This window comes from Streptomyces sp. WG5 (assembly GCF_049974565.1).
In the GTDB taxonomy this organism is placed as follows: domain Bacteria; phylum Actinomycetota; class Actinomycetes; order Streptomycetales; family Streptomycetaceae; genus Streptomyces.
The window spans coordinates 43,902-65,597 of record NZ_JBNGGC010000024.1 but is presented as its reverse complement, the minus strand read 5'-3'; the positions used below and the strand labels follow the sequence as shown (position 1 = coordinate 65,597).

The window sequence follows — 21,696 nt, the reverse complement described above, 5'->3', positions numbered from 1 at the left end:
CCGGCCAGCCTATGCGGGCGGCCTCGCCCCGGCGCCCGCTCCCCCGCGTGCGGTCACCGTCCCGGCCGCACCGTCAGGTCGTTGACCTCCGCGTCCCTCGGCAGGTCCAGGGCCATCAGGATCGTCGTGGCGACCGACTCGGGGTCGATCCACTGGGCGGGGTCGTACTCCTTGCCCTCCTGCTGGTGGACCTTGGCCTGCATGGGGCTGGCGGTGCGGCCGGGGTAGACCGAGGTGACGCGGACGCCGTTCGCGTGCTCCTCCTGGCGCAGGGCGTCGGCCAGGGCCTTCAGGCCGTGCTTGGAGGCGGCGTACGCGGACCAGCCGGCGTGGGCGTTCAGGCCGGAACCGGAGTTGACGAACAGCACGTGGCCCTGGGCGACGCGCAGCTGGGGCAGGAAGAGGCGGGTCAGTTCGGCGGGCGCGACCAGGTTGACGTTGAGCTGGTTGCGCCAGGTCCTGGACGTGAGGTCGCCGACCGGGCCGAGGTCGACCACCCCGGCGATGTGCAGCAGCGAGTCCACGCGGTCGGGCAGGGTCTGGTGCGAGAAGGCCCAGGAGAGCTTGTCCGGGTCGGCCAGGTCGCCGACCAGCGTCTTCGCGCCGGGGAACGCGGCCGCCAGGTCCTTCGCGCGGCCCGCGTCGCGCGCGTGCAGCACGACCTCGTCACCGCGTTCGTGCAGGCGGCGGGTCACGGCCGCGCCGATGCCGGATCCCGCTCCGGTGATCACATGTGTAGCCATGCCCGCCATGCTCGCATCACCGCGGGGTCATGCGACGCCCTGGCTCTCCTCCAGGTAGGCCAGCGCCCCGACGGGCTCCTCGGCGAAGAACACCAGCTCGGTGAGGGGGCGGGGCAGGAAGCCCTCGTCCTCCATCCGGCGGAACTGCTCCTTGAGGCCGTCGTAGAAGCCGGCCGTGTTGAGCAGGACGACCGGCTTGTCGGTGTGCCCGTGCTTCTTCAGCTCCAGGATCTCCGTGGCCTCGTCCAGCGTGCCGGTGCCGCCCACCATGATCACCACGGCGTCGGCCTTCTCCAGCAGCAGCCGCTTGCGCTCGGCGAGGTCCCGGGCGATCACCATCTCGTCGGCGCCCTCGCGCGCCTTGGCCGCCAGGAAGTCCACGGAGACCCCCAGCAGCCGTCCTCCGGCCCCCTGAACGCCGTCGGCGACCACCTTCATCAGTCCGACGTCGGAGCCGCCCCACACCAGGGTGTGACCGCCCTTTCCGAGCAGTTCGGCGAACTCCTTCGCGGGGCGCGTGTAGCGCTCGTCGAGGTCGGCGGCGGAGAGGAAGACGCAGATGTTCATGGGGCAACGGTACGTTCGGCGCCCTGACGGGAAGAACCCGGCCTCCGGCCGCGCTGTACGTGACCGAGGCCACTGCCACCGAGGAGGACGATCGTGACCAAGGGACACCGCATCACCGTCGAGCCGAGCGACCGGCACGTGCGCGTGGTGCACGGCGGGCAGGTCCTGGCGGAGAGCGACAAGGCGCTGGTGCTGCGGGAGACGGGCCTTCCGGAGCGGTACTACATCCCGCCCCAGGACGTACGCCTGGACCTGCTGACCCCGTCCGGCACGCAGACGCACTGCCCCTTCAAGGGTGACGCCTCCTACTGGTCGCTGCCGGACGCGGCGGACCTGGTCTGGGCCTACCCGGACCCGAAGCCGGAGGTGGCGGAGATCAAGGACCACCTCTGCTTCTACGAAGTCGAGGTGTCCTGAGCCGAGCGGTTCCCGGGCGGTTCGTGTCCTGTGCGACGGAGCGCGCCCCGTAGGGCGGTCTGCACAGCCGTGGAGGCGCAGACCCTCTTCACGCGACGGCACGCGGATCGCCTGCGAACGCACCGGACGGGGCCCGCGATGCGGGCCGGCCCGGAGTCGGTCGCGCCGAGTCCGGCGTAGGACGACGCGGTGACGGGCGGCAGCCGGGTCCCCCGCTCCCGGCTCGCCCCGGTCGCCGCTCCCCTGCCGGCCCTGGCGGGCGGCGTGAGTGCCGACCGGATGCGGGCGGCGGCCCGGGCGGTCGCGGACGCGGCTCCCCCAGGGGACGTACCGTGCCCCGAAGGGGCGGGCCCACGGGGGAGCCGGGCGGGCCGGCGCCGGTGCCGGCGGAGTTCTTCGCGAGGTGAGCGGCCCCGGGACGGGACGGCGTCCCCGCGGTTCAGGCCGCGCCGGCCGTCACGCGCGTCGTGGACGCGATCGTCGCCGAGCCCACCACGCGTGTGCCGTCGTAGAGCACGATCGCCTGGCCGGGGGCCACGCCCCGCACCGGCTCCGTGAACGACACCTCCAGTGAGCCGTCGACCAGTTCCGCCCGGACCTCCGTCTCGCCGCCGTGGGCGCGGAGCTGGGCGGTGTAGGTGCCGGGGCCGGTCGGGGCGGCGCCGCACCAGCGGGGCTTGATCGCGCGCAGGGCGCCGACGTCCAGGGCTTCCGCCGGGCCGACGGTGACGGTGTTGTTCACCGGGGAGATGTCCAGCACGTAGCGCGGCTTGCCGTCGGGGGCCGGGGTGCCGATCCTGAGGCCCTTGCGCTGGCCGATGGTGTAGCCGTACGCGCCTTCGTGGGTGCCGAGCCGGTTGCCCGCCTCGTCGACGATGTCGCCCTCCGCCTTGCCGAGCCGGCCGGCCAGGAAGCCCTGGGTGTCGCCGTCGGCGATGAAGCAGATGTCGTGCGAGTCGGGCTTCTTGGCCACCGCGAGGCCCCGGCGCTCGGCCTCCGCGCGGATCTCGTCCTTGGTGGTGACCGTGTCGCCGAGCGGGAACATGGCGTGCGCGAGCTGACGGTCGTCCAGCACACCGAGGACGTAGCTCTGGTCCTTGGCCATGTCGGAGGCGCGGTGCAGCTCTCGCGTGCCGTCCTCCCGGAGGATCACCTGGGCGTAGTGACCGGTGCAGACGGCGTCGAAGCCGAGGGCGAGCGCCTTGTCGAGCAGCGCGGCGAACTTGATCTTCTCGTTGCAGCGCAGGCACGGGTTCGGGGTGCGGCCCGCCTCGTACTCGGCGACGAAGTCCTCGACCACGTCCTCCCGGAAGCGGTCGGCGAGGTCCCAGACGTAGAAGGGGATGCCGATGACGTCCGCGGCGCGGCGGGCGTCCCGCGAGTCCTCGATGGTGCAACAGCCCCGCGCACCGGTGCGGAAGGACTGCGGGTTCGCGGAGAGCGCGAGGTGGACGCCGGTCACGTCGTGCCCCGCCTCGGCCGCGCGGGCGGCGGCGACGGCGGAGTCGACTCCGCCCGACATGGCGGCGAGGACGCGGAGGGGACGGGTGCGCTGCGGGGTGTCAGTCATAACCCCTCCAGGGTACGGGGAGGCGGGAACCGGAGCGCGCGAGTATGCGTTGAAGATCGTATGGGGGCGAAGCACGGATCCAGAAGCTCATCCGCCGGTCGATCCACCAGCGGATCCACCGGTGGATCGACCGGTGGATCGACCGGTGGCGCGACGGGCGGGCCCCCCGGCGGGTCTGCCCGCGGGTCCACCGGCGGGTCCAAGGACGCGGACCGGCGTATCGGCCGGCGGGCGCTGCTCGTCGGCGGTGCGGCGACGGCCGTGGGCACGGCCGTGCTGGCGCGCGACGAGCTGGCGCGCCTGTGGTGGCGCGTGCCGGGAGTCGAGCGGCCCCGCGAGGAGGGCGCGGTCGACTACGGCGGCGCGCGGTGGGTGGCGGCCTCGGACGAGAACTGGCGGCGTGCGGACCGGCCGGACGACTTCGACGTCGACATGGTGATCGTCCATGTCACGCAGGGCAGCTTCGAGAGCGCGGTGAGGGCCTTCCAGAACCCGGCGCACAAGGCGGCCTCGCACTACATCGTCGGGCAGGACGGGCGCGTCACCCAGATGATCCGTGAGCTGGACGTGGCGTACCACGCGGGCAACCGCGACTACAACGAGCGCAGTGTCGGCATCGAGCACGCGGGTTTCGTGGACCGCCCGCAGGATCTCACCGACGCGATGTACACGGCCTCCGCGCGGCTGACGGCGGGGATCTGCGCGCGGTACGAGATACCCATGGACCGCGAGCACATCATCGGCCACGTGGAGGTGCCGGGCACCGATCACACCGATCCGGGGCCGCACTGGGACTGGGACCGGTACATGGAGCTCGTCCGGCGGGCGGCCACGAGCGCGCCGTCGGGCAGTCCGTCGGGGGGGCCGTCCCCGTCCGGCGCTTAGGTCAGCCCCGTCGCGCTCAGGTCAGCCCCGCCGCCCGGGCCCGTTCCACCGCCGGGCCGATCACCTTGGCGAGCGCCTCGACGTCGGCCGCCGTGGACGTGTGGCCGAGGGAGAAGCGCAGTGTGCCGCGGGCCAGGTCGGGATCGGTGCCGGTGGCCAGCAGTACGTGGCTGGGCTGGGCGACGCCCGCGGTGCAGGCGGACCCGGTGGAGCACTCGATGCCCTGGGCGTCGAGCAGGAGGAGGAGGGAGTCGCCCTCGCAGCCCGGGAAGGTGAAGTGGGCGTTGGCGGGGAGGCGGCCCTGCGGCGCCGGGTCGCCGCCGAGGATCGCGTCCGGGACCGCCGTGCGGACGGCGTCGACCAGGTCGTCGCGCAGGGCCCCGATCTCGCGGGCGAACCACTCGCGCTGCCCGGTGGCGAGGCGGCCGGCGACCGCGAAGGAGGCGACGGCGGGGACGTCGAGGGTGCCGGAGCGGACGTGGCGTTCCTGGCCGCCGCCGTGCAGGACGGGTACGGGACTGTGCTCGCGGCCCAGCAGCAGCGCGCCGATGCCGTAGGGGCCGCCGATCTTGTGGCCGGAAACCGTCATTGCGGCGAGTCCGGAAGCGGCGAAGTCGACGGGGAGCTGGCCGACGGCCTGGACCGCGTCGGCATGCAGGGGTACGCCGAACTCGGCGGCCACGTCGGCGAGTTCACGGACCGGCATGATCGTGCCGATCTCGTTGTTGGCCCACATGACGGTGGCGAGGGCCACGTCGGCGGGGTCACGGGCGATGGCCTCGCGCAGGGCCTCGGGGTGGACGCGGCCGTGCGCGTCGACGGGCAGGTACTCGATCCTCGCGCCCTCGTGCTCGCCGAGCCAGTGGACGGCGTCGAGGACCGCGTGGTGCTCGACAGGGCTGGTCAGGACGCGAGTGCGGGCCGGGTCGGCGTCGCGGCGGGCCCAGTACAGGCCCTTGACGGCGAGGTTGTCGGCCTCGGTGCCGCCGGAGGTGAGGACCACCTCGCTGGGGCGGGCGCCGAGGGCTTCGGCGAGGGTTTCGCGGGCCTCCTCGACGGTGCGCCGCGCGCGGCGGCCGGAGGCGTGGAGGGAGGAGGCGTTGCCGGTGGCGCCCAGGTGCGCGGTGAGTGCCTCGACCGCCTCGGGAAGCATCGGGGTGGTCGCGGCGTGGTCGAGGTAAGCCATGGTGGGCCCGATTCTACGGGGCACTCCCGCCCGGCCTCAGATCAAGGCCGGTCTCTTTGTGCTCGGCCCCTTCACCTTCGGCCTCTTCACCTTCGGCCTCCTCACCTTCGGCCTCTTCGCCTTCGGCCCCTTCACCTTCAGCCCCTTCGTGTTCGGCCTCTCGGTGCGCGGTCCGCACGGCTGGCGCCACGGCTCGTGCGGTCCGGGCGCGACTCACACGCTCCACGACAACGTGTGGTCCGCGGCCGTGAACGCCGCCAGGACCAGCAGGTCGGCGACGCCCAGTCCGAGACCGAGCAGGGCCCGGCCGCGGCGCGCGGTCCCGTGCCGCAGGGCGGTGCCCGCCAGGACGATGGCGATCGGGCCGAGGAGGACGTTGAGCACGAGCAGACCGAGCAGGCCGAGGACGAAGGAGGCGACGGCCATGCCGTCGGTGTCCCGGATGCCGGTCCGGCGGGCGGTGGCCGGTGCGGTGAGCTGCATGGTGATCTCCCTACTGGGCGACGGTCCGTGCGTCAGCGGGCTGAGGTGCTCCGCCGGCGGCCGTGCCGCTCACGGATCGCGAAGATGCCGAGCCAGACGGCGATGACCAGGCCGGCGGCGGCGGAGAAGGCGGGCGGGGCGTGGGCGACGGTGCCCAGCACCAGGCCGAAGAGCAGGAGCGCGGCGACGAGAAACAGCATGGAGCGGATCCTCCGACCTCTCGTGAACGATTGCGGTTACAGTTGTTCACTGACTTGGCAGTCTAGCGCGCCGCACGGCTTTCCAATTCGAGAGAACAGTTGTTAACTGCATGGCATGAGTCACAGCGTCGGTGTCCGGCAGGCCCAGAAGCAGAAGACCCGGCAGGCGCTCATGGACGCGGCTCTCGGGCTACTGGAGGAGCAGAGTCTGAGCAGCCTGGGCCTGCGCGAGGTCACCCGTGCCGTGGGCGTCGCCCCGACCGCCTTCTACCGGCACTTCCGTTCCACCGCCGACCTCGGCGTGGCACTGGTGGAGGAGGCGCTGGGCAGTCTGCACCCGATGATCAGGACAACGGTGTCACCGGCCGGGGGCAGCGAGGAACGCATCGCCCGGGCGGTCGAGTTGATCGCGGGTCACGTGGCCTCGTATCCCGCCCACGTCCGGTTCATCGCCCGCGAGCGGCACGGCGGGGTGCAGCCGGTACGGGAGGCGATACGGGAGCAACTGGCCCGGTTCGCCGAGGAGGTGAAGGCCGAGCTGGCCAAGGACCCGGTGTCGGAGGGCTGGAGCGACGCCGACCTGCTGATGCTCGCGGGTCTGTACGTCGACCAGATGCTCGCCACGGGCTCCCTGTTCCTGGAGGCACTGGAGGCCCCGGAGACACCGGGGACATCGGAGGAGGCGCGGCGGCGCGCCGCCGCCACCGCGACCCGCCAGATGCGGCTGATCGGCCTCGGCCGCCGGCACTGGCTGGACTGACGGTTCACCGGCCGTCGGCAGAGCGGCCTCGAACCGGCCCCGGACCGGGACGCCGCAGGCGGACAGTGCCTCGACGACGTCCCGGTGGACGACGGGACGGCCGGACTTCACGGCACCGGCCCTGCCGCGAGTGCCGGGGTCAGCCGAGCCGGACCCGGGCCAGCTGCCGGGACTGGGCCACCAGGCGGTCGGCGCTGTCCCAGACCTCGGCGTCCTCCTCCAGGAAGCCGCCGGCGAGGTTGCGGGTGGTGATGGAGACGCGCAGCGGGCCCGGCGCCGGGCGGCACCGCACGTGCACGGTCAGTTCGACCGTGGGCACCCAGCCCTTGAGCCCGAGCTCGAAGGCGGTCGGGGGCAGCGCGTCCACCGCGAGGAGCATCGACAGGGGGTCGGCGTCGCGGCCGTCGGCCAGGCCGAACCAGGCCCGCATCTCGCCCCGGCCCGAGGGCTGTCCGAGCGCCCAGCCCAGCGTGGCGGGGTCCAGCTTGAGCATCAGCCGGTCGGCGATGGCCGAACTGCCTTCGACAGGGGCGGGGCCGTCCTCCGGGCCGAAGCACTGGTCCATCGGCGGGATCGCGGGTGGTTTCGCCGAGGTCCGGACGTCGTCGGGCAGAGCGTCGAGGTCGCCGTAGGAGGCGAGGACGCGGATGCGCTCGACTTCGTTGCCCTCGGCGTCGTACTGGAAGAGGGAGGCCTGGCCGGTGGACACGGTGCGCCCGGTGCGGACGGTCTCGGTGCGCACGACCGCCGGGCCCGGCTGGGAGGCCGTGAGGTAGTGCGCCGAGATGGTGAAGGGGTCGGGGTGCGGGAGGGCGTCCCCGAGGGCGCGGCCCAGGACGGCCAGCAGGTAGCCGCCGTTGACGGCGTTGATGATCGTCCAGCCGGCGGAGAGGTCGATGTCGTAGACGCCCGGGCCGCGACGGGTGACGGTGGTGTCCCGGTCGAACTCGCTGTCGCCGATGGTGGCACGCGTGGCCGCTGCGGAGGCTGCTTCTGGCATGGCTGCACGGTACAACAAGGAAGCTACTAAGCGGTAGCTTTCTGCTGACCGGAAGGCGAATCCTCGGCAGGGCGACCCCTCATGCGCACCCGGCCGCCACCCCCTCATCCCCTCACCCCCCCATCACCTCCCTCACCCACTCGTCTCCTCATCCACTCCTCCCCCACTCGGGGTACTGAGCCCTCGTCCGCGCTCGCGGAGGTACGCCTCGAGTGCGGCCGCACCGGTCAGCATCGCCCGTCCGCGGGCGGACACCCGGCCGTGCCAGTCGTGCAGGGCCGCTTCCAGCGGCTCCAGTCCACCGGCGGCCCGCACCTGGTCGATCACGCGGGCGATCTGCTCCAACGGATAGCCGCCCCGCCTGAGCTGGTGGGCCAGCCGGGCGTCCCGTACGTCCGTCTCGCCGTAGACCCGGTATCCGGTCTGCGGGTCGCGGCGCGGGCGCACCAGCCCGGCACGCTCCCACTTGCGCAGCGTCGCGGGCCGGATGCCGAGCTCCGCCGCCAGCGGACCGACGAACGTTCCGCCGGAACCGGCCGCGGACGCACCGGGCGCGGGGTGCAAGGCGGGCGCGGTGGGTGCGGCGCCCGCGGTGGGCGCCAGGTCGCGCAGCGCGCCCTCCACGGCCCGGAGCGTTCGCCGGTCGTCGAGCAGCTGGGCGTGGCTCTCGTCGATGAGCCGGTACGCCTCGTCCACCGCGTCCCGGTTCACGGCCCGCATGATCGAGGCCGCCGACCGGTGGCCGTGGCCGGGCACCAGGGCGAGGAACGCGTCCAGCGCCCGGGCGTGCAGGGGGGTGTAGGTGCGGTAGCCGTGGGCCGTGCGAGCGGCGGCCGGAAGGATGCCGGCTTCCTCGTAGTTCCGGACGGCCTGCGTCGACAGACCGTGCCCGCGCGCGAGATCGACCGGCCTGAGCCTGTCCCTGCTTTGAGACTTTCGCACCATGGGCGGGACAGTACAGCGACAAAGTTTCCACCGAAAGTTCAACGATAGCGTTGAGGGCATGGCTACTGGCATCAAGGACACCGTCCACCCCGTCGAGTCCGCCGCCGTCATGGCGCTGCTCCCCGGCCGGCCTCGGATGCTCGCCCTGGGCGAACCCACCCACGGCGAGGACGCGCTGCTCGAGATCCGCAACGACCTCTTCCGGCAGCTCGTCGAACTGGAGGGCTACCGGACGATCGCGCTCGAGAGCGACTGCCTGACGGGCCTGGTCGTGGACGACTACGTCACCTCCGGCGCGGGCACCCTCGACGAGGTCATGGAGCGCGGGTTCAGCCACGGCTGGGGGGCCTCGGCGGCCAACCGCGAACTCGTGCGCTGGATGCGCGCCCACAACGAGCGCGCCGACAAGGACGGCCGGCCCGCCTCCGAGCGGCTCCGCTTCGCCGGTTTCGACGGCCCGCTGGAGATCACCGGCGCCGCGAGCCCCCGGCAGGCCCTCACCGCGCTCCACGGCTACCTGGAGCAGGCCCGGGTGGACGCGGGCCTGCTCCCGTGCACCGCGGAAACGCTCGACCGCCTGCTGGGCGCAGACGACCGGTGGACCGAGCCCGCCGCGATGACGGACCCGGCCCGGTCCGTGGGGCGGTCGGCCGAGGCCGGGGAGTTGCGGCTGCTCACCGACGACCTGGTGTCGCTGCTCGACGAGCAGACGCCGCACCTGCTCGCGGCGACCTCGTGGGACGACTGGGACCGGGCGCGCCTGTACGGGCGGACCGCGGCCGGCCTGCTGCGCTACCACGCGTGGATGGCCGACACCTCACCGGCACGCATGAACCGGCTGCTGGGCGTGCGGGACGGGATGATGGCCCACAACCTCCTCGCGCTCGCCGACCGGGGTCCGGTGCTCGTCCACGCCCAGAACGCCCATCTCCAGCGGGAGAAGAGCACGATGCGGATGTGGCAGGGGCAGGTGGAGTGGTGGAGCGCCGGTGCGCTGGTGAGCGCCCGGCTCGGCGAGGAGTACGCCGTCCTCGCCACGGCCCTCGGCACGATCCGGCACCGGGGAGTGGACGCCCCTCCGCCGGACACCGTCGAGGGACTCCTGTACGGGCTCCCGGAGGAGCGCTACGTCGTCGACACCTCGCGGCTGGCCACCGCCCTGGGCGAGACGCCGCCCGCGCCCCGCGTGTCCCCCTGGTTCGGCTACGCCTCGCTCGACCCGGCCCACCTGGCCTCGATCGACGGGCTGATGTTCGTCAAGGACGTCCCGGACAGGCGGCAGGACGTCCCGGACAGGCGGTAGTGCCGCCGGGCCTCACTCCCCCTCCGCCACCGTCGACCGCCGGTTCCAGGCGCGCGGGGCCCGCCAGTGGAACCGCAGGGCGAGCAGGCGCAGGGTGAAGGCCGTGACCACCGCGAGTCCGGTGGTGGCCGGGGTGAGCGCCTCGTAGCGGATGCACAGGGCGACCATGGTGGCGCCGACGATCGCCGGGACGGCGTACAGGTCGCGGTCCCAGCGCAGCAGCGACGGCACCTCGTTGGCCAGCACGTCCCGCAGTACGCCGCCGCCCACGGCCGTGGCCAGGCCCAGGCAGGCGGAGGCGGTCAGGCCGAGCCCGTAGTCGTACGCCTTGGTCGTGCCGGCGACGCAGAACAGGCCGAGGCCGGCCGCGTCGAAGATGTTCACGCCGGTCTGGAGGCGCTCCACGTGGGGGTGGAGGAAGAAGACCAGCAGGGTGGCGAAGAGCGGGGTGATGAAGTAGCCCAGGTCCGTGAAGGCCGCGGGCGGTACGGCGCCGATGACCAGGTCCCGGAAGAGCCCGCCGCCCAGCGCGGTGACCTCGGCGAGGACGGCGATGCCGAACACGTCGAAGTTCTTGCGTACGGCCAGCAGCGCGCCGGAGATGGCGAAGACGAAGATGCCGACCAGGTCGAGCGTGTGCTGGACGGTGGGGCTGAAGAGTTGCTCGTACACCCTTCTATTCTTACCTGCCGATGAGCCCCCGCCTTACAAACGAAGGCGGGGGCTCCTCAGCAGGGCAAGGTTACTTCTCCTTGGCGGGAGGCTCCTCGTCGGCGCCATCGGCACTCTCGGGGCTCTCCGTGCCCTTGGCACCCTTGGCACCCTCGGAGCCCTCCGCACCCTTGGCGCTCTCGGCGCTCTCGGCGCTCTCGGCGCCAGGCTCGTCACCGCTCGCGGCGTCCTCGGAGTGCTCGGAGTCCTCGGCGCCGGCCTCGGCCTCCGCGGCCTCGACCTCCGCGGCCACCGCCGCCGAGGTCGCCGCCGACTCCGCCAGAGCCTTCTCGGACACCAGCTCCGCCGCCTCCTTGGCGTCGGAGAGCAGGACGACGTCCTGCGGGGCCTGGTCCTCGAAGTTCTCCGGGTGGTGGCAGGCGACCTGCTGGCCGGGGCGCAGCTCCTTCAGCGGCGGCTCGGTCGTCGTGCAGATCTGCGTCGCCTTCCAGCACCGGGTGTGGAAGCGGCAGCCGCTCGGCGGGGCGATCGGCGAGGGGACGTCGCCCTTGAGCAGGATCCGCTCGCTCTTGGCCGACTTGCGTGCCGGGTCGGGGATCGGAACCGCCGACATCAGCGCCTTGGTGTACGGGTGCATCGGCGTCTTGTAGAGCAGGTCGCGGTCGGCCAGCTCCATGATCTTGCCGAGGTACATCACCGCGATCCGGTCCGAGACGTGCCGGACGACGGACAGGTCGTGCGCGATGATCACGTACGTCAGGCCCAGCTCCTGCTGGAGGTCGTCGAGGAGGTTGACGACCTGGGCCTGGATCGACACGTCGAGCGCGGAGACCGGCTCGTCGGCCACGACCAGCCTGGGGTTGAGCGCGAGCGCGCGGGCAATGCCGATGCGCTGGCGCTGACCGCCGGAGAACTCGTGCGGGTAGCGGTTGTAGTGCTCGGGGTTGAGACCGACCACCGACAGCAGCCGCTGGACCTCCTTCTTGACCCCGCCCTCGGGCTCGACGCCCTGGAGCTTGAAGGGGGCGCTGACGATCGTGCCGATGGTGTGGCGCGGGTTCAGCGACGAGTACGGGTCCTGGAAGATCATCTGCACGTCGCGGCGCAGCGGACGCATGCCGCCGACCCCGAGGTGGGTGATGTCCTTGCCCTGGAACTCGACCTTGCCGGCGGTCGGCTCGAGCAGCCGGGTGATCAGCCGGCCCATGGTCGACTTGCCGCAGCCCGACTCGCCGACGACGCCGAGGGTCTCACCGGACCTGACCTCGAAGTCGATGCCGTCGACGGCGCGCACCGCGCCGACCTGGCGCTGCAGCAGGCCCTTCTTGATCGGGAAGTGCTTCTGCAGCCCGGTCACCTTCAGCAGGGTCTCGCCGGGGGCGGCGTCCTTGGTGAGGGTGGCGGCCCGGGCGGCCTCGCCCTGTGTGCCGTCGCTCTGCGCAGGAATGGCCACTGCTTCGTCCTTGGCGTTCTCGCTCACAGCTTCGGCGCAATCTCTTCGGTCCAGATACGCTCCCGCTGCTCCTGCGACATGTGGCAGGCGGCCCAGTGCTTGCTGCCGACCTCGGCCAGCTCGGGGCGGACCGTGCGGGTGACGTCGTCCTTGGGCACGTCGGCGTACGGGCAGCGCGGGTTGAAGGCGCAGCCGGACGGCAGGTTGATCAGCGAGGGCGGGGAGCCCTTGACCGGGATGAGGCGCTCCTGCTGGTCGCGGTCGAGCCGCGGCATCGAGCCGAGCAGGCCCCAGGTGTAGGGGTGCCGGGGCTCGTAGAACACCTTCTCCGCCGGGCCCCGCTCGACGCACCGGCCGCCGTACATCACCAGGAGGTCGTCGGCCAGCTCGGCGACGACGCCCAGGTCGTGGGTGATGACGATGACCGCGGAGCCGAACTCCTTCTGCAGGTCCCGGATGAGGTCGAGGATCTGCGCCTGGACGGTCACGTCCAGGGCGGTGGTCGGCTCGTCCGCGATGAGCAGCTCGGGGTTGTTGACCAGCGACATCGCGATCATCGCGCGCTGGCGCATGCCGCCGGAGAACTCGTGCGGGTAACTGTCCACCCGCTTGTCCGGCTGCGGGATGCCGACGCGGTCGAGCATCTCGACCGCGCGGCGCTTGGCGGTCTTCTTGTCCACGTCGTGGTGGATGCGGTACGCCTCCACGATCTGCTGCCCGATCGTGTAGTACGGGTGCAGGGCGGACAGCGGGTCCTGGAAGATCATCGCCATCTCGCGGCCGCGCAGCTTGCGCACGTGGTCCGGGTCGGCGGAGAGCAGCTCGGTGCCGTCCAGCCAGATCTCACCCGAGATCCGGGCCTTGCGCTTGCCGTACTGGCCGGCGGTGTGCAGGCCCATGATGCCGAGCGAGGTCACCGACTTGCCCGAGCCGGACTCGCCCACGATGCCGAGGGTCTTGCCCCGCTCCAGCTGGAAGCTGAGCCCGTCGACGGACTTGACCAGGCCGTCGTCGGTCGGGAAGTGCACCTTCAGGTCGCGTACTTCCAGGAAGGCGCTCGGCGCGGGCGAGGTGCCGGTGGGCTCGCCCACGGCTGCTCCGCTCTTGCTGAGTTCGGTCATGCGAGCCTCACTCGGGGGTCGATCACGGCGTACAGGATGTCCACCACGAGGTTGGCGATCAGCACCGCGAGGGAAGTGATCAGGACGACGCCCAGGATGAAGGGCAGGTCCTGGGTCTTGATGGCGTCCAGCACCTTCTGGCCGAGGCCGGGGAGGCTGAACGTGGTCTCGGTCAGGATCGCGCCGCCCATGAGGGCGCCGAGGTCCATGCCGAGCATGGTGAGCAGCGGGGTCAGGGTCGACCGCATGGCGTGCTTGCGGATGACGACCGGCTCCCTGAGGCCCTTGGCACGCGCGGTGCGGATGTAGTCCTCGCCGAGGATCTCCATCATGGTGGCCCGGGTGATCCGGGCGTACATCGCGGCGTACAGGAAGGCCAGGGTGACCCAGGGCAGGATCATGCCGCCGAGCCAGCCGGTGAGGCTGTCCTCCAGGGGCACGAACTCACCGTCGATCCAGCCCAGGCCGTAGGAGAAGACCGCCAGGCTGACCAGGCCGGTGAAGTAGATGGGGAGGGAGACGCCCGCCAGCGCGACGATCATCGCGCCGCGGTCCCACAGGGTGCCCCGCTTGAGCGCGGAGAGCACACCGGCGGCGAGGCCGAAGATCAGCCACAGGACGGCCGCACCGAGCGCGAGAGCCAGGGTCACCGGGAAACGCTCGGTCAGCACCGGCCACACGGACTGCTCGGTGCGGAAGGAGTAGCCGAAGCACGGCGCGGCGCAGTTGGTGACGTCACCGCCGGCCGCGTAGGTGCGGCCCACGAAGATGCCCTTGAAGAACTCCCAGGCCTGGACGAAGACCGGGTCGGACAGACCCAGCTTCTGTCGCACTCCCTCGACGGCGGCGGGGTCCGCCTGCTTGCCCACGAAGCTCAGGGCGACGTCGACGCCCGCCCACTTGGGGACGAGGAAGAAGATGCCGAAGACCACCAGGATGATGACCACGAGCATCACTGCGGCGGCGAACAGCCGCCTGATGAGATAAGCGAGCACGGGTTGCGGCCCGCTGCGGACCAGGGCCGCCGGAGATCGTCCGGCGGCCCGCGGTCACGCCGCGCCGGCCTTCACCTGCCTTTCGTGCCGTACGGCGGGTGTACCGGTTACTTCGAGGACTTCAGGCCGAGGTTGACGAAGTCGTACATACCGCTGTAGCCGTCGGTCGTGTACACGTTCGCCAGTCGGTTGGAGCGCCAGTTGATGAACTTCTCGAAGACGAAGGGCAGGTAGTACGCGCCCTCCATCACCTTGTGGTTGATCTCCGTGGCGATCTTGGCCTTGCCCGCGTCGTCCAGCTCGGTCAGGTAGTCCGCGAACAGACCGTCGATGGCCTTGTCCTTGATCATCGCGAAGTTGTTGTTCGCGCTCTCGAGGATGTAGTCGCTGTGCCACAGCGGCAGACCGTAGCCCTGCACGGACGGGAAGTCCGGGCCCCAGCCCATGATGATGATGCCGTAGCCCTTCTTCTGGACGTTGGCGGGGGCACCGATGACGCTGGCGTACTGCGAACCGTCGTACTGGTCGATCTCGACGTCGATGCCGACCTTCTTCAGCGACGCCTGGAGCGACTCGGCGGTGGCCACCTCGACCGGCTTGTTGTTGCGGACCGCGATGGTGGTCTTGAAGCCGTTCGGCTGGCCGCAGGCCTTCAGCTCTTCCTTGGCCTTGGCGACGTTGCCCTTCTTGTTCTCACCGGCCATGCCGTACGGGTCGTACTTCTGGCCCTCGGAGCCCGGGACGGACGGCGGCAGCATGTTGGTGCCGATGTCGCCACCGGCGACCGGGCCGCCGCGCGCGGTCTGCAGCGAGACGTGGTCGGCCCCGTAGAGCACGGCCTTGCGGCAGTGGACGTTGTCGAACGGCTTCACGTTCTGCGGGAAGGACGCGTACCGGATGTAACCCGAGACCGGGTTGTCCAGGTTGCCCTTGTGCTCCTGCAGGGCGGTGGTGCGGCCCTGCGGGGACAGACCGGTCTGGGCCAGGTCCAGGTCGTAGTCGCCGGCGATCAGGCGGGCGTCCAGGTCGTTGGCGTTGGAGAAGAACTTGATCGTGATCTTGTCCGGGTACGCCTTGCGGACCGGGTCCGACTCCTGCTTCCACTCGGTGTTGCGGACCAGGGTGAGGTCCTTGCCCGGGTTGTAGGACTCGAACTTGTACGGGCCCGAGGAGAACGGGCGCAGGCCGTACTTGGACTTGGTGTCCTTGTCCTGGCGGACCGGGGACGCCGAGGTCAGCGCCAGCATCTCCTCGAAGTCCGAGTTGGCCTGCGGCAGCTTGAAGACGATGGTCTTGTCGTCGGGGGTCTCGATCGCCTTCAGACCGAGCTTGTCCTTCGACGGGTCCTTGTAGGGACCGGGGTACTCACCCTTGGGGTCCAGGACGTCCTTCAGGTAGACCGGACCGCCGGACAGCACGTCCTGGGCCCAGACGCGCTCGATGCCGTACTTGACGTCCTTGGAGGTGATCGGCTTGCCGTCCTCCCAGGTGACGCCCTCACGCAGGGTGTACGTGTAGGTCTTACCGTCGTCCGAGACCTTGGCGAGCCCGGTGGCGAGGTCGGGGGTGACCTGCGCTCCGGCGGCGCCCGGCTCCGTCTTGTTCGTGACGAGCTGGCGGCTGTAGTAGCGGGAGAAGTTCCACATGAAGCCGTAGTAACCGCGCGTGGTGTCCCACGAGTCGGCGTCCTGCGTGCTCGCGAACTTCAGCGTGCCGCCCTTCTTGGCCTCGGAGGCCTGAAGGACCTTGTTGTTGGCCGCGTCGAACTTGGCCGCGCCGTTCTTCGAGCCGCCGCCGCTGCTGTCGTCTCCGCCGCCGCCGCACGCCGCCGTGGTCAGCAGCGCGGCGACCACTGCGGCAGCGGCCAAAGCCTGCTTGCGCCGCCCTGAGGTGCGTTGGGTAGTCACGATCTCGGATCCTCCGGATTAGATGAGAGACCCCGTGCAGGTGCCACGGGTCGCTTGCCGGTACGGCAGGTCAGCGGGAGCCCTTCGGGTCCAGCGCGTCACGCACGCCGTCGCCGAAGAGGTTGAAGGCAAGAACGGTGATGAAGATCGCCACACCGGGAACCACCATGTACATGGGATCCGACTTGTAGTAGTCGATCGCGCTCGAGAGCATCTGCCCCCAGGACGAGGTGGGCGGCTTGACGCCCACGCCCAGGAAGCTGAGCGCCGCCTCGGTGAGGATGTTGGTGGGGATCATCATCGTGGTGTACACGATGATCGGCGCCACCAGGTTGGGCAGCAGTTCCTTGAACAGGATGTAGAACCGTCCGGCTCCCAGGGACCGGGCCGCCTCGACGTACTCGCGTTCACGCATCGAGAGCGTCTGGCCGCGGACCACACGGCCGATGTAGGGCCAGCCGAAGAAGCCGATGACCAGGATCATCATGAGCAGTCGCACGCCCGTGCCGCTCAGTCCCAGCATGTTGTCGGGCATGACGGAGACCAGCGCGATGATGAACAGCAGCTGCGGGAAGGCCAGCAGGCCGTCCATGATCCGGCTGATGAGGGCGTCGACCCAGCCGCCGAAGAAGCCGGCCAGGACACCCAGGACGGTGCCGATGACCACGGCGACCATCGCGGACAGGAAGCCGACGAGCAGCGAGATCCGGGCACCGTGGACGATGCGGGCGAAGACGTCGCGGCCGTTGACCGGTTCGACGCCCAGCCAGTGCTCGCCGCTGATCCCGCCCAGGGACCCCGTGGGGGTGCCGAACAGCGGGTCGATCTTGTCCTCGTTGAAGGCGTTGGGCTCCTGCCCGTAGAGGGAGGTGATCAGGGGTGCGAGCACCGCGATCACGATGAGGGCGAGTACCACGACGCCGCCCGTCAGGGCCAGCTTGTCCCGTTTCAGGCGCTCCCAGGCGATCCGGCCCAGGGAACGTCCCTGTACCGCCTTGGCGTCGGCGCCGGCAACCGCCGCTTCCTCGGCAGCACTTGGGGCCGCTTCCGCGGTCGGCTCGTGCAATGGTGCCGTCATCTGGCAGGGACCCCTCTCAACCGGCGGTAGCCGGCCCGCACTTGCCGCTGTAGCGGCGTGATCAGTCCGTCGTACACAGGGGCAGGCAATCACCCCTCGTTTCGGGAGTCTTCAACGCTTTGGCGATCTGTAGCCAGACTTGAAGGGGAATGGATGCGCAACCGTGATGCTGTTTGAGGTGTTCCGTTATCCGGACACTGGGTAACGGGGGCCGGACGCGGACGAGTTGGGGCATCGAGGACGAGACGGGACCTTACGCCCTCGTCTACGCGCGAAGATCTCCCCCGGCACCGGCGGAACCGGCCCCGCGACGGTCAGTACCGTCCCCCGGCCGGAGGGTATCCGTACCCGCCCGCCGGCGCCTGGGCGGGGGCGGCCACGTGGGCCTCGCGGTCGTAGAACGGGCGGGCGTGGGCACGTAGCCACATGGCGACCGGATCGTGGGCGTCGGTCATCGCCACCGTCGACACCGGCAGCCCGTCCGGCACCGCGCCGACGGACTGCTGCATCATCGCGCGCACCGCGTCGACGGCCGGCGGGGAGGTGTCGTACACGTCGAGACCGATGGCGAGGTACGGCGCGCCCAGCGCCGGCTGCACCCAGGCGCGGCGCAGCGCGCGGACCGCCGGGGTGCGGTGGGCGTTCTGGGCGAGCAGGGCGTAGAACTGGGGGACCTCGATGGCCGGTTCGGACAGGCGCAGGGGGCCCGCCGGCTGGCGGTCCAGGCCGGAGGCGATGCGGCGCAGGTCGAGCCACGGGATGCCGACACCGCCGCCGGGGGCGTGCGGGTTGAGCCACAGGCCGTAGTGGTCCGGGTAGAGGGCGCGGGCCACTTCCAGGCCGTCGACCACTTCGTACGACCGGTTCCAGCCGCTGGCCGACAGTTCCTGGGCGGAGGTCACGCAGGGCGCGTAGCCGTAGCCGTCGACCTCCATGTTCCCGTACTGGGCGTCGGGGGAGCCGGCCTGGCCGTGCCAGAGCAGCATCCAGATCTGGCCGGATGTGGGGGTGGCGAGCGCGCGCAGCAGGGCCTCGTAGGCGTCGTAGCGCCCGGGCGTCACCTGGCGCAGCATGTGCTCGACCTGTCCGGTCGTGGTGCCGCTGGCGCTCACGCGTATCGCCCCTTCGAGAAGTTCCCCGGTCGTGGAACCAGCTTAAGGCTCCGCGGACAGGGGGCGGCCATGAGCTCGGGCGCGCTGTCCGCCGACGGGTGCGGGTTCGGTTGCGGCTCGTCGCACCCCTGCGGCGGAGCCGCACATCGGTACGGCTAGCGCCGCACGCACGTCCTCCTCGGCGGCGCTCACACGTCGCGGTCGTAGAAGGGGCGGACATGGGTCCGCATCCAGTCGCAGACCGGGTCCTGGGCCGCCTCCAGGAGGACCAGGTTGACCTGGCACTTCAGGGGAGCCCTGGTCAGGGCCCGGCCCAGGGCGTCCAGGGGGAGGGCGCGGGCGTCACCCTCCCAGTGGGTGAGTTCGACGCCGACGAACATGACGGGGTCGGCGGTCTCGACGGCGGCCATGCAGCGGCGGGCGGTGCGGACGACACCGATCGCGGTGAACTCGGCGGAGGCGGCGGCCAGGAAGTCCACCGGGTCGTCCTGCCAGTCCGGTTCGAAGAGGCGGACCCGGCCGCCGGACGCGGGCCCGTCCAGCGGGGTGCGGCCGGCCCGGCACAGCTCGGCCACCGCCGGCGGCGGCAGCGGGATGCCGACCGTGCCGTCCGGGTTGACGGCGATGCCGACCTGAGGGGGGAGGCCGCGGGCGAACTCCGCGGCGGGGGCGACGGTGTACGCCATCTGCGCGCCGGCCACCTGGCGGAGCTGCTCCTCGGAGCTGAAGACCGGTACGTAGGCCTGGCCGTCGATCTCCAGGGAGGGCAGGTCGAGGGGGCCGCTGTGCGGGCCGCCGCCGTTCGGCAGGGGTATCCACAGGAAGCTGCGGCCGAGCACCTCCACGATCCGGCCGCCGGCGCCCGGCACTCCGAGCGAGGCGGACAGCACCTCCTCCAGCTCGTTGCCGGGCCACCCGCCGTGCGGGTGGTGCGCCTGTGCCGGGACGTCCATCTGCCTACCTACCGCCTGCCTGGTACCGCTGCTGTGACGGAAAGGCTAACCCGTTCGGCCCCGCGGCCCTACGGTGCGTCACCCGGTGAAGGCGATACGGCGGAGCGTGTTCGCCGCCGCCCGGTCCAGGAGGACCGCCGAGGTGCAGCCGGCGGGCAGGGTGCCCTCGGTCACCGCGCGCAGCAGGCGGGTGTTGGCCGCGCGGTGCCGCAGGAACGCGTACCGCGACACGCCCCGGCCGCGCTCGCGCTGGCCGGCCAGGGCCTCGTCGGCCTCGACGTCGAGCAGCAGCAGGTGGAGCGTGCCGTCGCGGCGGCGGGCCTCGCGGGCCAGCCAGCCGCGCACCCAGGCCTGGGTGCCGCAGTCGTGCACGACGACGCCCTCGCCGGAGCGCAGGGCCCTGCGCAGTCCGGCGTAGTGGGCGAGGCGGACGAGGGGGCGGTAGAGCCCGTACGGCACGAAGCGCGGCATGCGTCGGTCCCAGCGGTCCCGGGTGTCCTGGGAGTCGATGCGCAGTCCGCGCACGGTGCGCTCCATCAGCGTGGACTTCCCGCTGCCGGGCAGGCCGGTGATCACCACCAGGTCCCGGGGTCCGAAGAGCAGGGCGTGCGGGCTGTGGCCGTCCCGGTCCCGCAGGTCGCGGACGACCGGTGCGGGCAGTTCGGCGCACGCCTGGGGTGCCGGGGCGACGGGCTGCTCTGGCAGCGCGAGACCGGAGGTGGTGGCGTACGCCGTGGTCCTGTTCACCGTGATCGTCCTCCCCTGGGGCGGTTCACGAGTTCCCATCCCCGTCGAGTGTAAAGAGAAGGTAATGCGCAGGTCTCGCGTTTTCGTGCGCTGACTGCCACAAGCCGGTTACAGATATCGGTCTGCCCACGGGTCGGCGGGGCGTGCAATGATGGCGGCGCCAACTGCATACCGGCCGTTTGAATCCGCGCGGGAGAGTCCCCGGCCGTCGCCGGGGCGCCGAAGGAGCAAGTCCCTCCCTTGAATCTCTCAGGCCCCGTTACCGCGCGGGCGAGGCACATCTGAAAAGCGGGCGCCGTTCGACGGCTGCCCCACCCAAGGTGCAAGTCCCGGCCACCGCGCTCCGGTGGCCGTGACGAACCTCTCAGGTTCCGATGACAGATGGGGAGGACCGACCTCGCCACGTCCTGTCCTGGGAGACGAACGACCGATGAGCAGTACCGAACTCCGCCGTACCGCGCTCGATGCCACGCATCGGGCGCTGGGCGCGACGATGACCGACTTCGCCGGCTGGGACATGCCCCTGCGCTACGGCTCCGAGCGGGACGAGCACGTCGCGGTGCGCACCCGGGCCGGACTCTTCGACCTCTCCCACATGGGCGAGATCACGGTCACCGGCCCCCAGGCCGCCGATCTGCTGGACTTCGCGCTGGTCGGCAACATCGGCAGCGTGAAGCCGGGCCGCGCCCGCTACACCATGATCTGCCGCGAGGACGGCGGCATCCTGGACGACCTGATCGTCTACCGGCTGGGCGAGACCGAGGCCGCTCCTTCTCACTACATGGTGGTCGCCAACGCCTCCAACGCCCAGGTGGTGCTGGACGCGCTGACCGAGCGCTCGGCCGGCTTCGACGCCGAGGTGCGCGACGACCGCGACGCCTACGCGCTGCTCGCCGTGCAGGGCCCCGAGTCCCCGGCGATCCTCGCCTCGCTGACCGACGCCGACCTGGACGGCCTGAAGTACTACGCCGGTCTTCCCGGCACCGTGGCCGGCGTCCCGGCGCTCATCGCGCGCACCGGCTACACCGGCGAGGACGGCTTCGAGCTGTTCGTGAAGCCGGAGCACGCCGTCGGGCTGTGGCAGGCGCTGACCCGGGCGGGCGAGGGCGCCGGGCTGGTCCCGTGCGGACTGTCCTGCCGGGACACGCTCCGCCTGGAGGCGGGCATGCCGCTGTACGGGCACGAGCTGTCGACCGCGCTGACGCCCTTCGACGCCGGGCTCGGCCGGGTGGTGAAGTTCGAGAAGGAGGGCGACTTCGTGGGGCGCGCCGCGCTGACCGAGGCCGCCTCCCGGGCCGAGCAGAACCCGCCCCGCGTCCTGGTCGGCCTGGTCGCCGAGGGCCGCCGGGTGCCGCGCGCCGGGTACCAGGTCGTCGCCGGCGGCGGCGAGGTCGTCGGCGAGGTCACCTCCGGGGCGCCGTCCCCGACGCTGGGCAAGCCGATCGCCATGGCGTACGTCGACCCCGCGCACGCGGCACCCGGCACCGCGGGTGTGGGCGTGGACATCCGGGGCAGCCACGAGCCGTACGAGGTCGTCGCGCTGCCGTTCTACAAGCGGCAGAAGTAGACACCCGGGCGGACGGCGGCGTCCTCGTCGCC

22 protein-coding genes and 2 riboswitches are annotated in these 21,696 nt (G+C 71.5%); of the genes, 5 read left to right on the top strand and 17 right to left on the bottom strand.

Annotated features, from left to right (window positions below; all coding sequences use genetic code 11):
* Window positions 1-53: 53 nt before the first annotated feature.
* Both ACP4IX_RS24330 and ACP4IX_RS24325 read right to left on the bottom strand, forming a co-directional pair.
* Entirely contained in the window at window positions 54-752 is a 699-nt protein-coding gene (locus tag ACP4IX_RS24330) for an SDR family oxidoreductase (protein WP_426524834.1), read from the bottom strand.
* Window positions 753-770: 18 nt separating this feature from the next.
* On the bottom strand, window positions 771-1,310 hold the full coding sequence (locus tag ACP4IX_RS24325) for a TIGR00730 family Rossman fold protein (RefSeq protein ID WP_426524832.1): 540 nt from the start codon (window positions 1,308-1,310) through the stop codon (window positions 771-773).
* A 93-nt stretch (window positions 1,311-1,403) separates the two neighbouring features.
* Here ACP4IX_RS24325 and ACP4IX_RS24320 point away from each other — a divergent pair, with 93 nt between their 5' ends.
* Window positions 1,404-1,727: a DUF427 domain-containing protein gene (locus tag ACP4IX_RS24320; RefSeq protein ID WP_426524830.1), complete on the top strand. Its 324-nt coding sequence runs from the start codon at window positions 1,404-1,406 to the stop codon at window positions 1,725-1,727.
* A gap of 439 nt (window positions 1,728-2,166) precedes the next feature.
* On the opposite strand, the gene mnmA is transcribed toward ACP4IX_RS24320, so the two are convergent.
* Entirely contained in the window at window positions 2,167-3,297 is a 1,131-nt protein-coding gene (gene mnmA, locus ACP4IX_RS24315; RefSeq protein WP_426524828.1) for a tRNA 2-thiouridine(34) synthase MnmA, read from the bottom strand.
* 60 nt (window positions 3,298-3,357) lie between these two features.
* Here mnmA and ACP4IX_RS24310 point away from each other — a divergent pair, with 60 nt between their 5' ends.
* The gene (locus ACP4IX_RS24310; protein WP_426556607.1) at window positions 3,358-4,182 is read left to right on the top strand and encodes an N-acetylmuramoyl-L-alanine amidase; all 825 of its coding nucleotides are present in this window, start codon (window positions 3,358-3,360) and stop codon (window positions 4,180-4,182) included.
* Window positions 4,183-4,198: 16 nt separating this feature from the next.
* Here ACP4IX_RS24310 and ACP4IX_RS24305 read toward each other — a convergent pair whose 3' ends face one another.
* The 3 genes from ACP4IX_RS24305 to ACP4IX_RS24295 all read right to left on the bottom strand — a co-directional run bounded on the left by ACP4IX_RS24305 (window position 4,199) and on the right by ACP4IX_RS24295 (window position 6,051).
* A complete protein-coding gene (locus tag ACP4IX_RS24305) occupies window positions 4,199-5,368 on the bottom strand; it encodes a cysteine desulfurase family protein (RefSeq protein WP_426556606.1) in 1,170 nt (389 codons plus the stop codon).
* Between the two features lie 213 nt (window positions 5,369-5,581).
* The gene (locus ACP4IX_RS24300) at window positions 5,582-5,851 is read right to left on the bottom strand and encodes a DUF4190 domain-containing protein (RefSeq protein ID WP_426524820.1); all 270 of its coding nucleotides are present in this window, start codon (window positions 5,849-5,851) and stop codon (window positions 5,582-5,584) included.
* A gap of 32 nt (window positions 5,852-5,883) precedes the next feature.
* A complete protein-coding gene (locus ACP4IX_RS24295) occupies window positions 5,884-6,051 on the bottom strand; it encodes a hypothetical protein (RefSeq protein WP_426524818.1) in 168 nt (55 codons plus the stop codon).
* 115 nt (window positions 6,052-6,166) lie between these two features.
* Between ACP4IX_RS24295 and ACP4IX_RS24290 the strand changes: the two genes are divergently transcribed.
* Window positions 6,167-6,811 carry a TetR family transcriptional regulator gene (locus ACP4IX_RS24290; protein ID WP_426556605.1) on the top strand — a complete coding sequence of 215 codons (645 nt, stop codon included), beginning with the start codon at window positions 6,167-6,169 and terminating at the stop codon, window positions 6,809-6,811.
* A 139-nt stretch (window positions 6,812-6,950) separates the two neighbouring features.
* Here the strand turns inward: ACP4IX_RS24290 and ACP4IX_RS24285 are convergent, their stop codons facing one another.
* Together ACP4IX_RS24285 and ACP4IX_RS24280 are read right to left on the bottom strand one after the other, a co-directional pair.
* The gene (locus ACP4IX_RS24285) at window positions 6,951-7,811 is read right to left on the bottom strand and encodes a thioesterase family protein (protein WP_426524814.1); all 861 of its coding nucleotides are present in this window, start codon (window positions 7,809-7,811) and stop codon (window positions 6,951-6,953) included.
* 132 nt (window positions 7,812-7,943) lie between these two features.
* Window positions 7,944-8,756: a TioE family transcriptional regulator gene (locus ACP4IX_RS24280; protein WP_426524812.1), complete on the bottom strand. Its 813-nt coding sequence runs from the start codon at window positions 8,754-8,756 to the stop codon at window positions 7,944-7,946.
* A 58-nt stretch (window positions 8,757-8,814) separates the two neighbouring features.
* Between ACP4IX_RS24280 and ACP4IX_RS24275 the strand changes: the two genes are divergently transcribed.
* Entirely contained in the window at window positions 8,815-10,059 is a 1,245-nt protein-coding gene (locus ACP4IX_RS24275; protein ID WP_426556604.1) for an erythromycin esterase family protein, read from the top strand.
* Between the two features lie 12 nt (window positions 10,060-10,071).
* Here the strand turns inward: ACP4IX_RS24275 and ACP4IX_RS24270 are convergent, their stop codons facing one another.
* The 9 genes from ACP4IX_RS24270 to ACP4IX_RS24230 form a co-directional block, all read right to left on the bottom strand.
* Window positions 10,072-10,731: a trimeric intracellular cation channel family protein gene (locus tag ACP4IX_RS24270; protein WP_426524808.1), complete on the bottom strand. Its 660-nt coding sequence runs from the start codon at window positions 10,729-10,731 to the stop codon at window positions 10,072-10,074.
* Between the two features lie 70 nt (window positions 10,732-10,801).
* Window positions 10,802-12,184, bottom strand: a complete 1,383-nt coding sequence (locus ACP4IX_RS24265) for an ABC transporter ATP-binding protein (protein ID WP_426556603.1) — start codon at window positions 12,182-12,184, stop codon at window positions 10,802-10,804.
* A gap of 23 nt (window positions 12,185-12,207) precedes the next feature.
* Complete coding sequence (locus ACP4IX_RS24260) at window positions 12,208-13,305, bottom strand: ABC transporter ATP-binding protein (protein WP_426524804.1); 1,098 nt, start codon at window positions 13,303-13,305, stop codon at window positions 12,208-12,210.
* Complete coding sequence (locus ACP4IX_RS24255) at window positions 13,302-14,300, bottom strand: ABC transporter permease (RefSeq protein ID WP_426524802.1); 999 nt, start codon at window positions 14,298-14,300, stop codon at window positions 13,302-13,304. The genes ACP4IX_RS24260 and ACP4IX_RS24255 overlap by 4 nt, the downstream gene beginning before the upstream one ends.
* A 107-nt stretch (window positions 14,301-14,407) precedes the next feature.
* Entirely contained in the window at window positions 14,408-16,207 is a 1,800-nt protein-coding gene (locus tag ACP4IX_RS24250) for an ABC transporter substrate-binding protein (protein WP_426524800.1), read from the bottom strand.
* A gap of 70 nt (window positions 16,208-16,277) precedes the next feature.
* Window positions 16,278-17,285: an ABC transporter permease gene (locus tag ACP4IX_RS24245; protein ID WP_426524798.1), complete on the bottom strand. Its 1,008-nt coding sequence runs from the start codon at window positions 17,283-17,285 to the stop codon at window positions 16,278-16,280.
* 314 nt (window positions 17,286-17,599) lie between these two features.
* A complete protein-coding gene (locus tag ACP4IX_RS24240; protein WP_426556602.1) occupies window positions 17,600-18,397 on the bottom strand; it encodes an enhanced serine sensitivity protein SseB C-terminal domain-containing protein in 798 nt (265 codons plus the stop codon).
* A 188-nt stretch (window positions 18,398-18,585) separates the two neighbouring features.
* Window positions 18,586-19,350 carry an enhanced serine sensitivity protein SseB gene (locus ACP4IX_RS24235; protein WP_426524795.1) on the bottom strand — a complete coding sequence of 255 codons (765 nt, stop codon included), beginning with the start codon at window positions 19,348-19,350 and terminating at the stop codon, window positions 18,586-18,588.
* Between the two features lie 78 nt (window positions 19,351-19,428).
* Window positions 19,429-20,097 carry an AAA family ATPase gene (locus tag ACP4IX_RS24230; RefSeq protein ID WP_426524794.1) on the bottom strand — a complete coding sequence of 223 codons (669 nt, stop codon included), beginning with the start codon at window positions 20,095-20,097 and terminating at the stop codon, window positions 19,429-19,431.
* Window positions 20,098-20,277: 180 nt separating this feature from the next.
* Window positions 20,278-20,372: riboswitch (glycine riboswitch) on the top strand.
* A riboswitch (glycine riboswitch) is annotated at window positions 20,373-20,488 on the top strand.
* Between the two features lie 39 nt (window positions 20,489-20,527).
* On the opposite strand from ACP4IX_RS24230, the gene gcvT reads away from it, so the two are divergent.
* Window positions 20,528-21,664, top strand: a complete 1,137-nt coding sequence (gene gcvT / locus ACP4IX_RS24225; protein ID WP_426524792.1) for a glycine cleavage system aminomethyltransferase GcvT — start codon at window positions 20,528-20,530, stop codon at window positions 21,662-21,664.
* The last annotated feature ends 32 nt before the right edge of the window (window positions 21,665-21,696 follow it).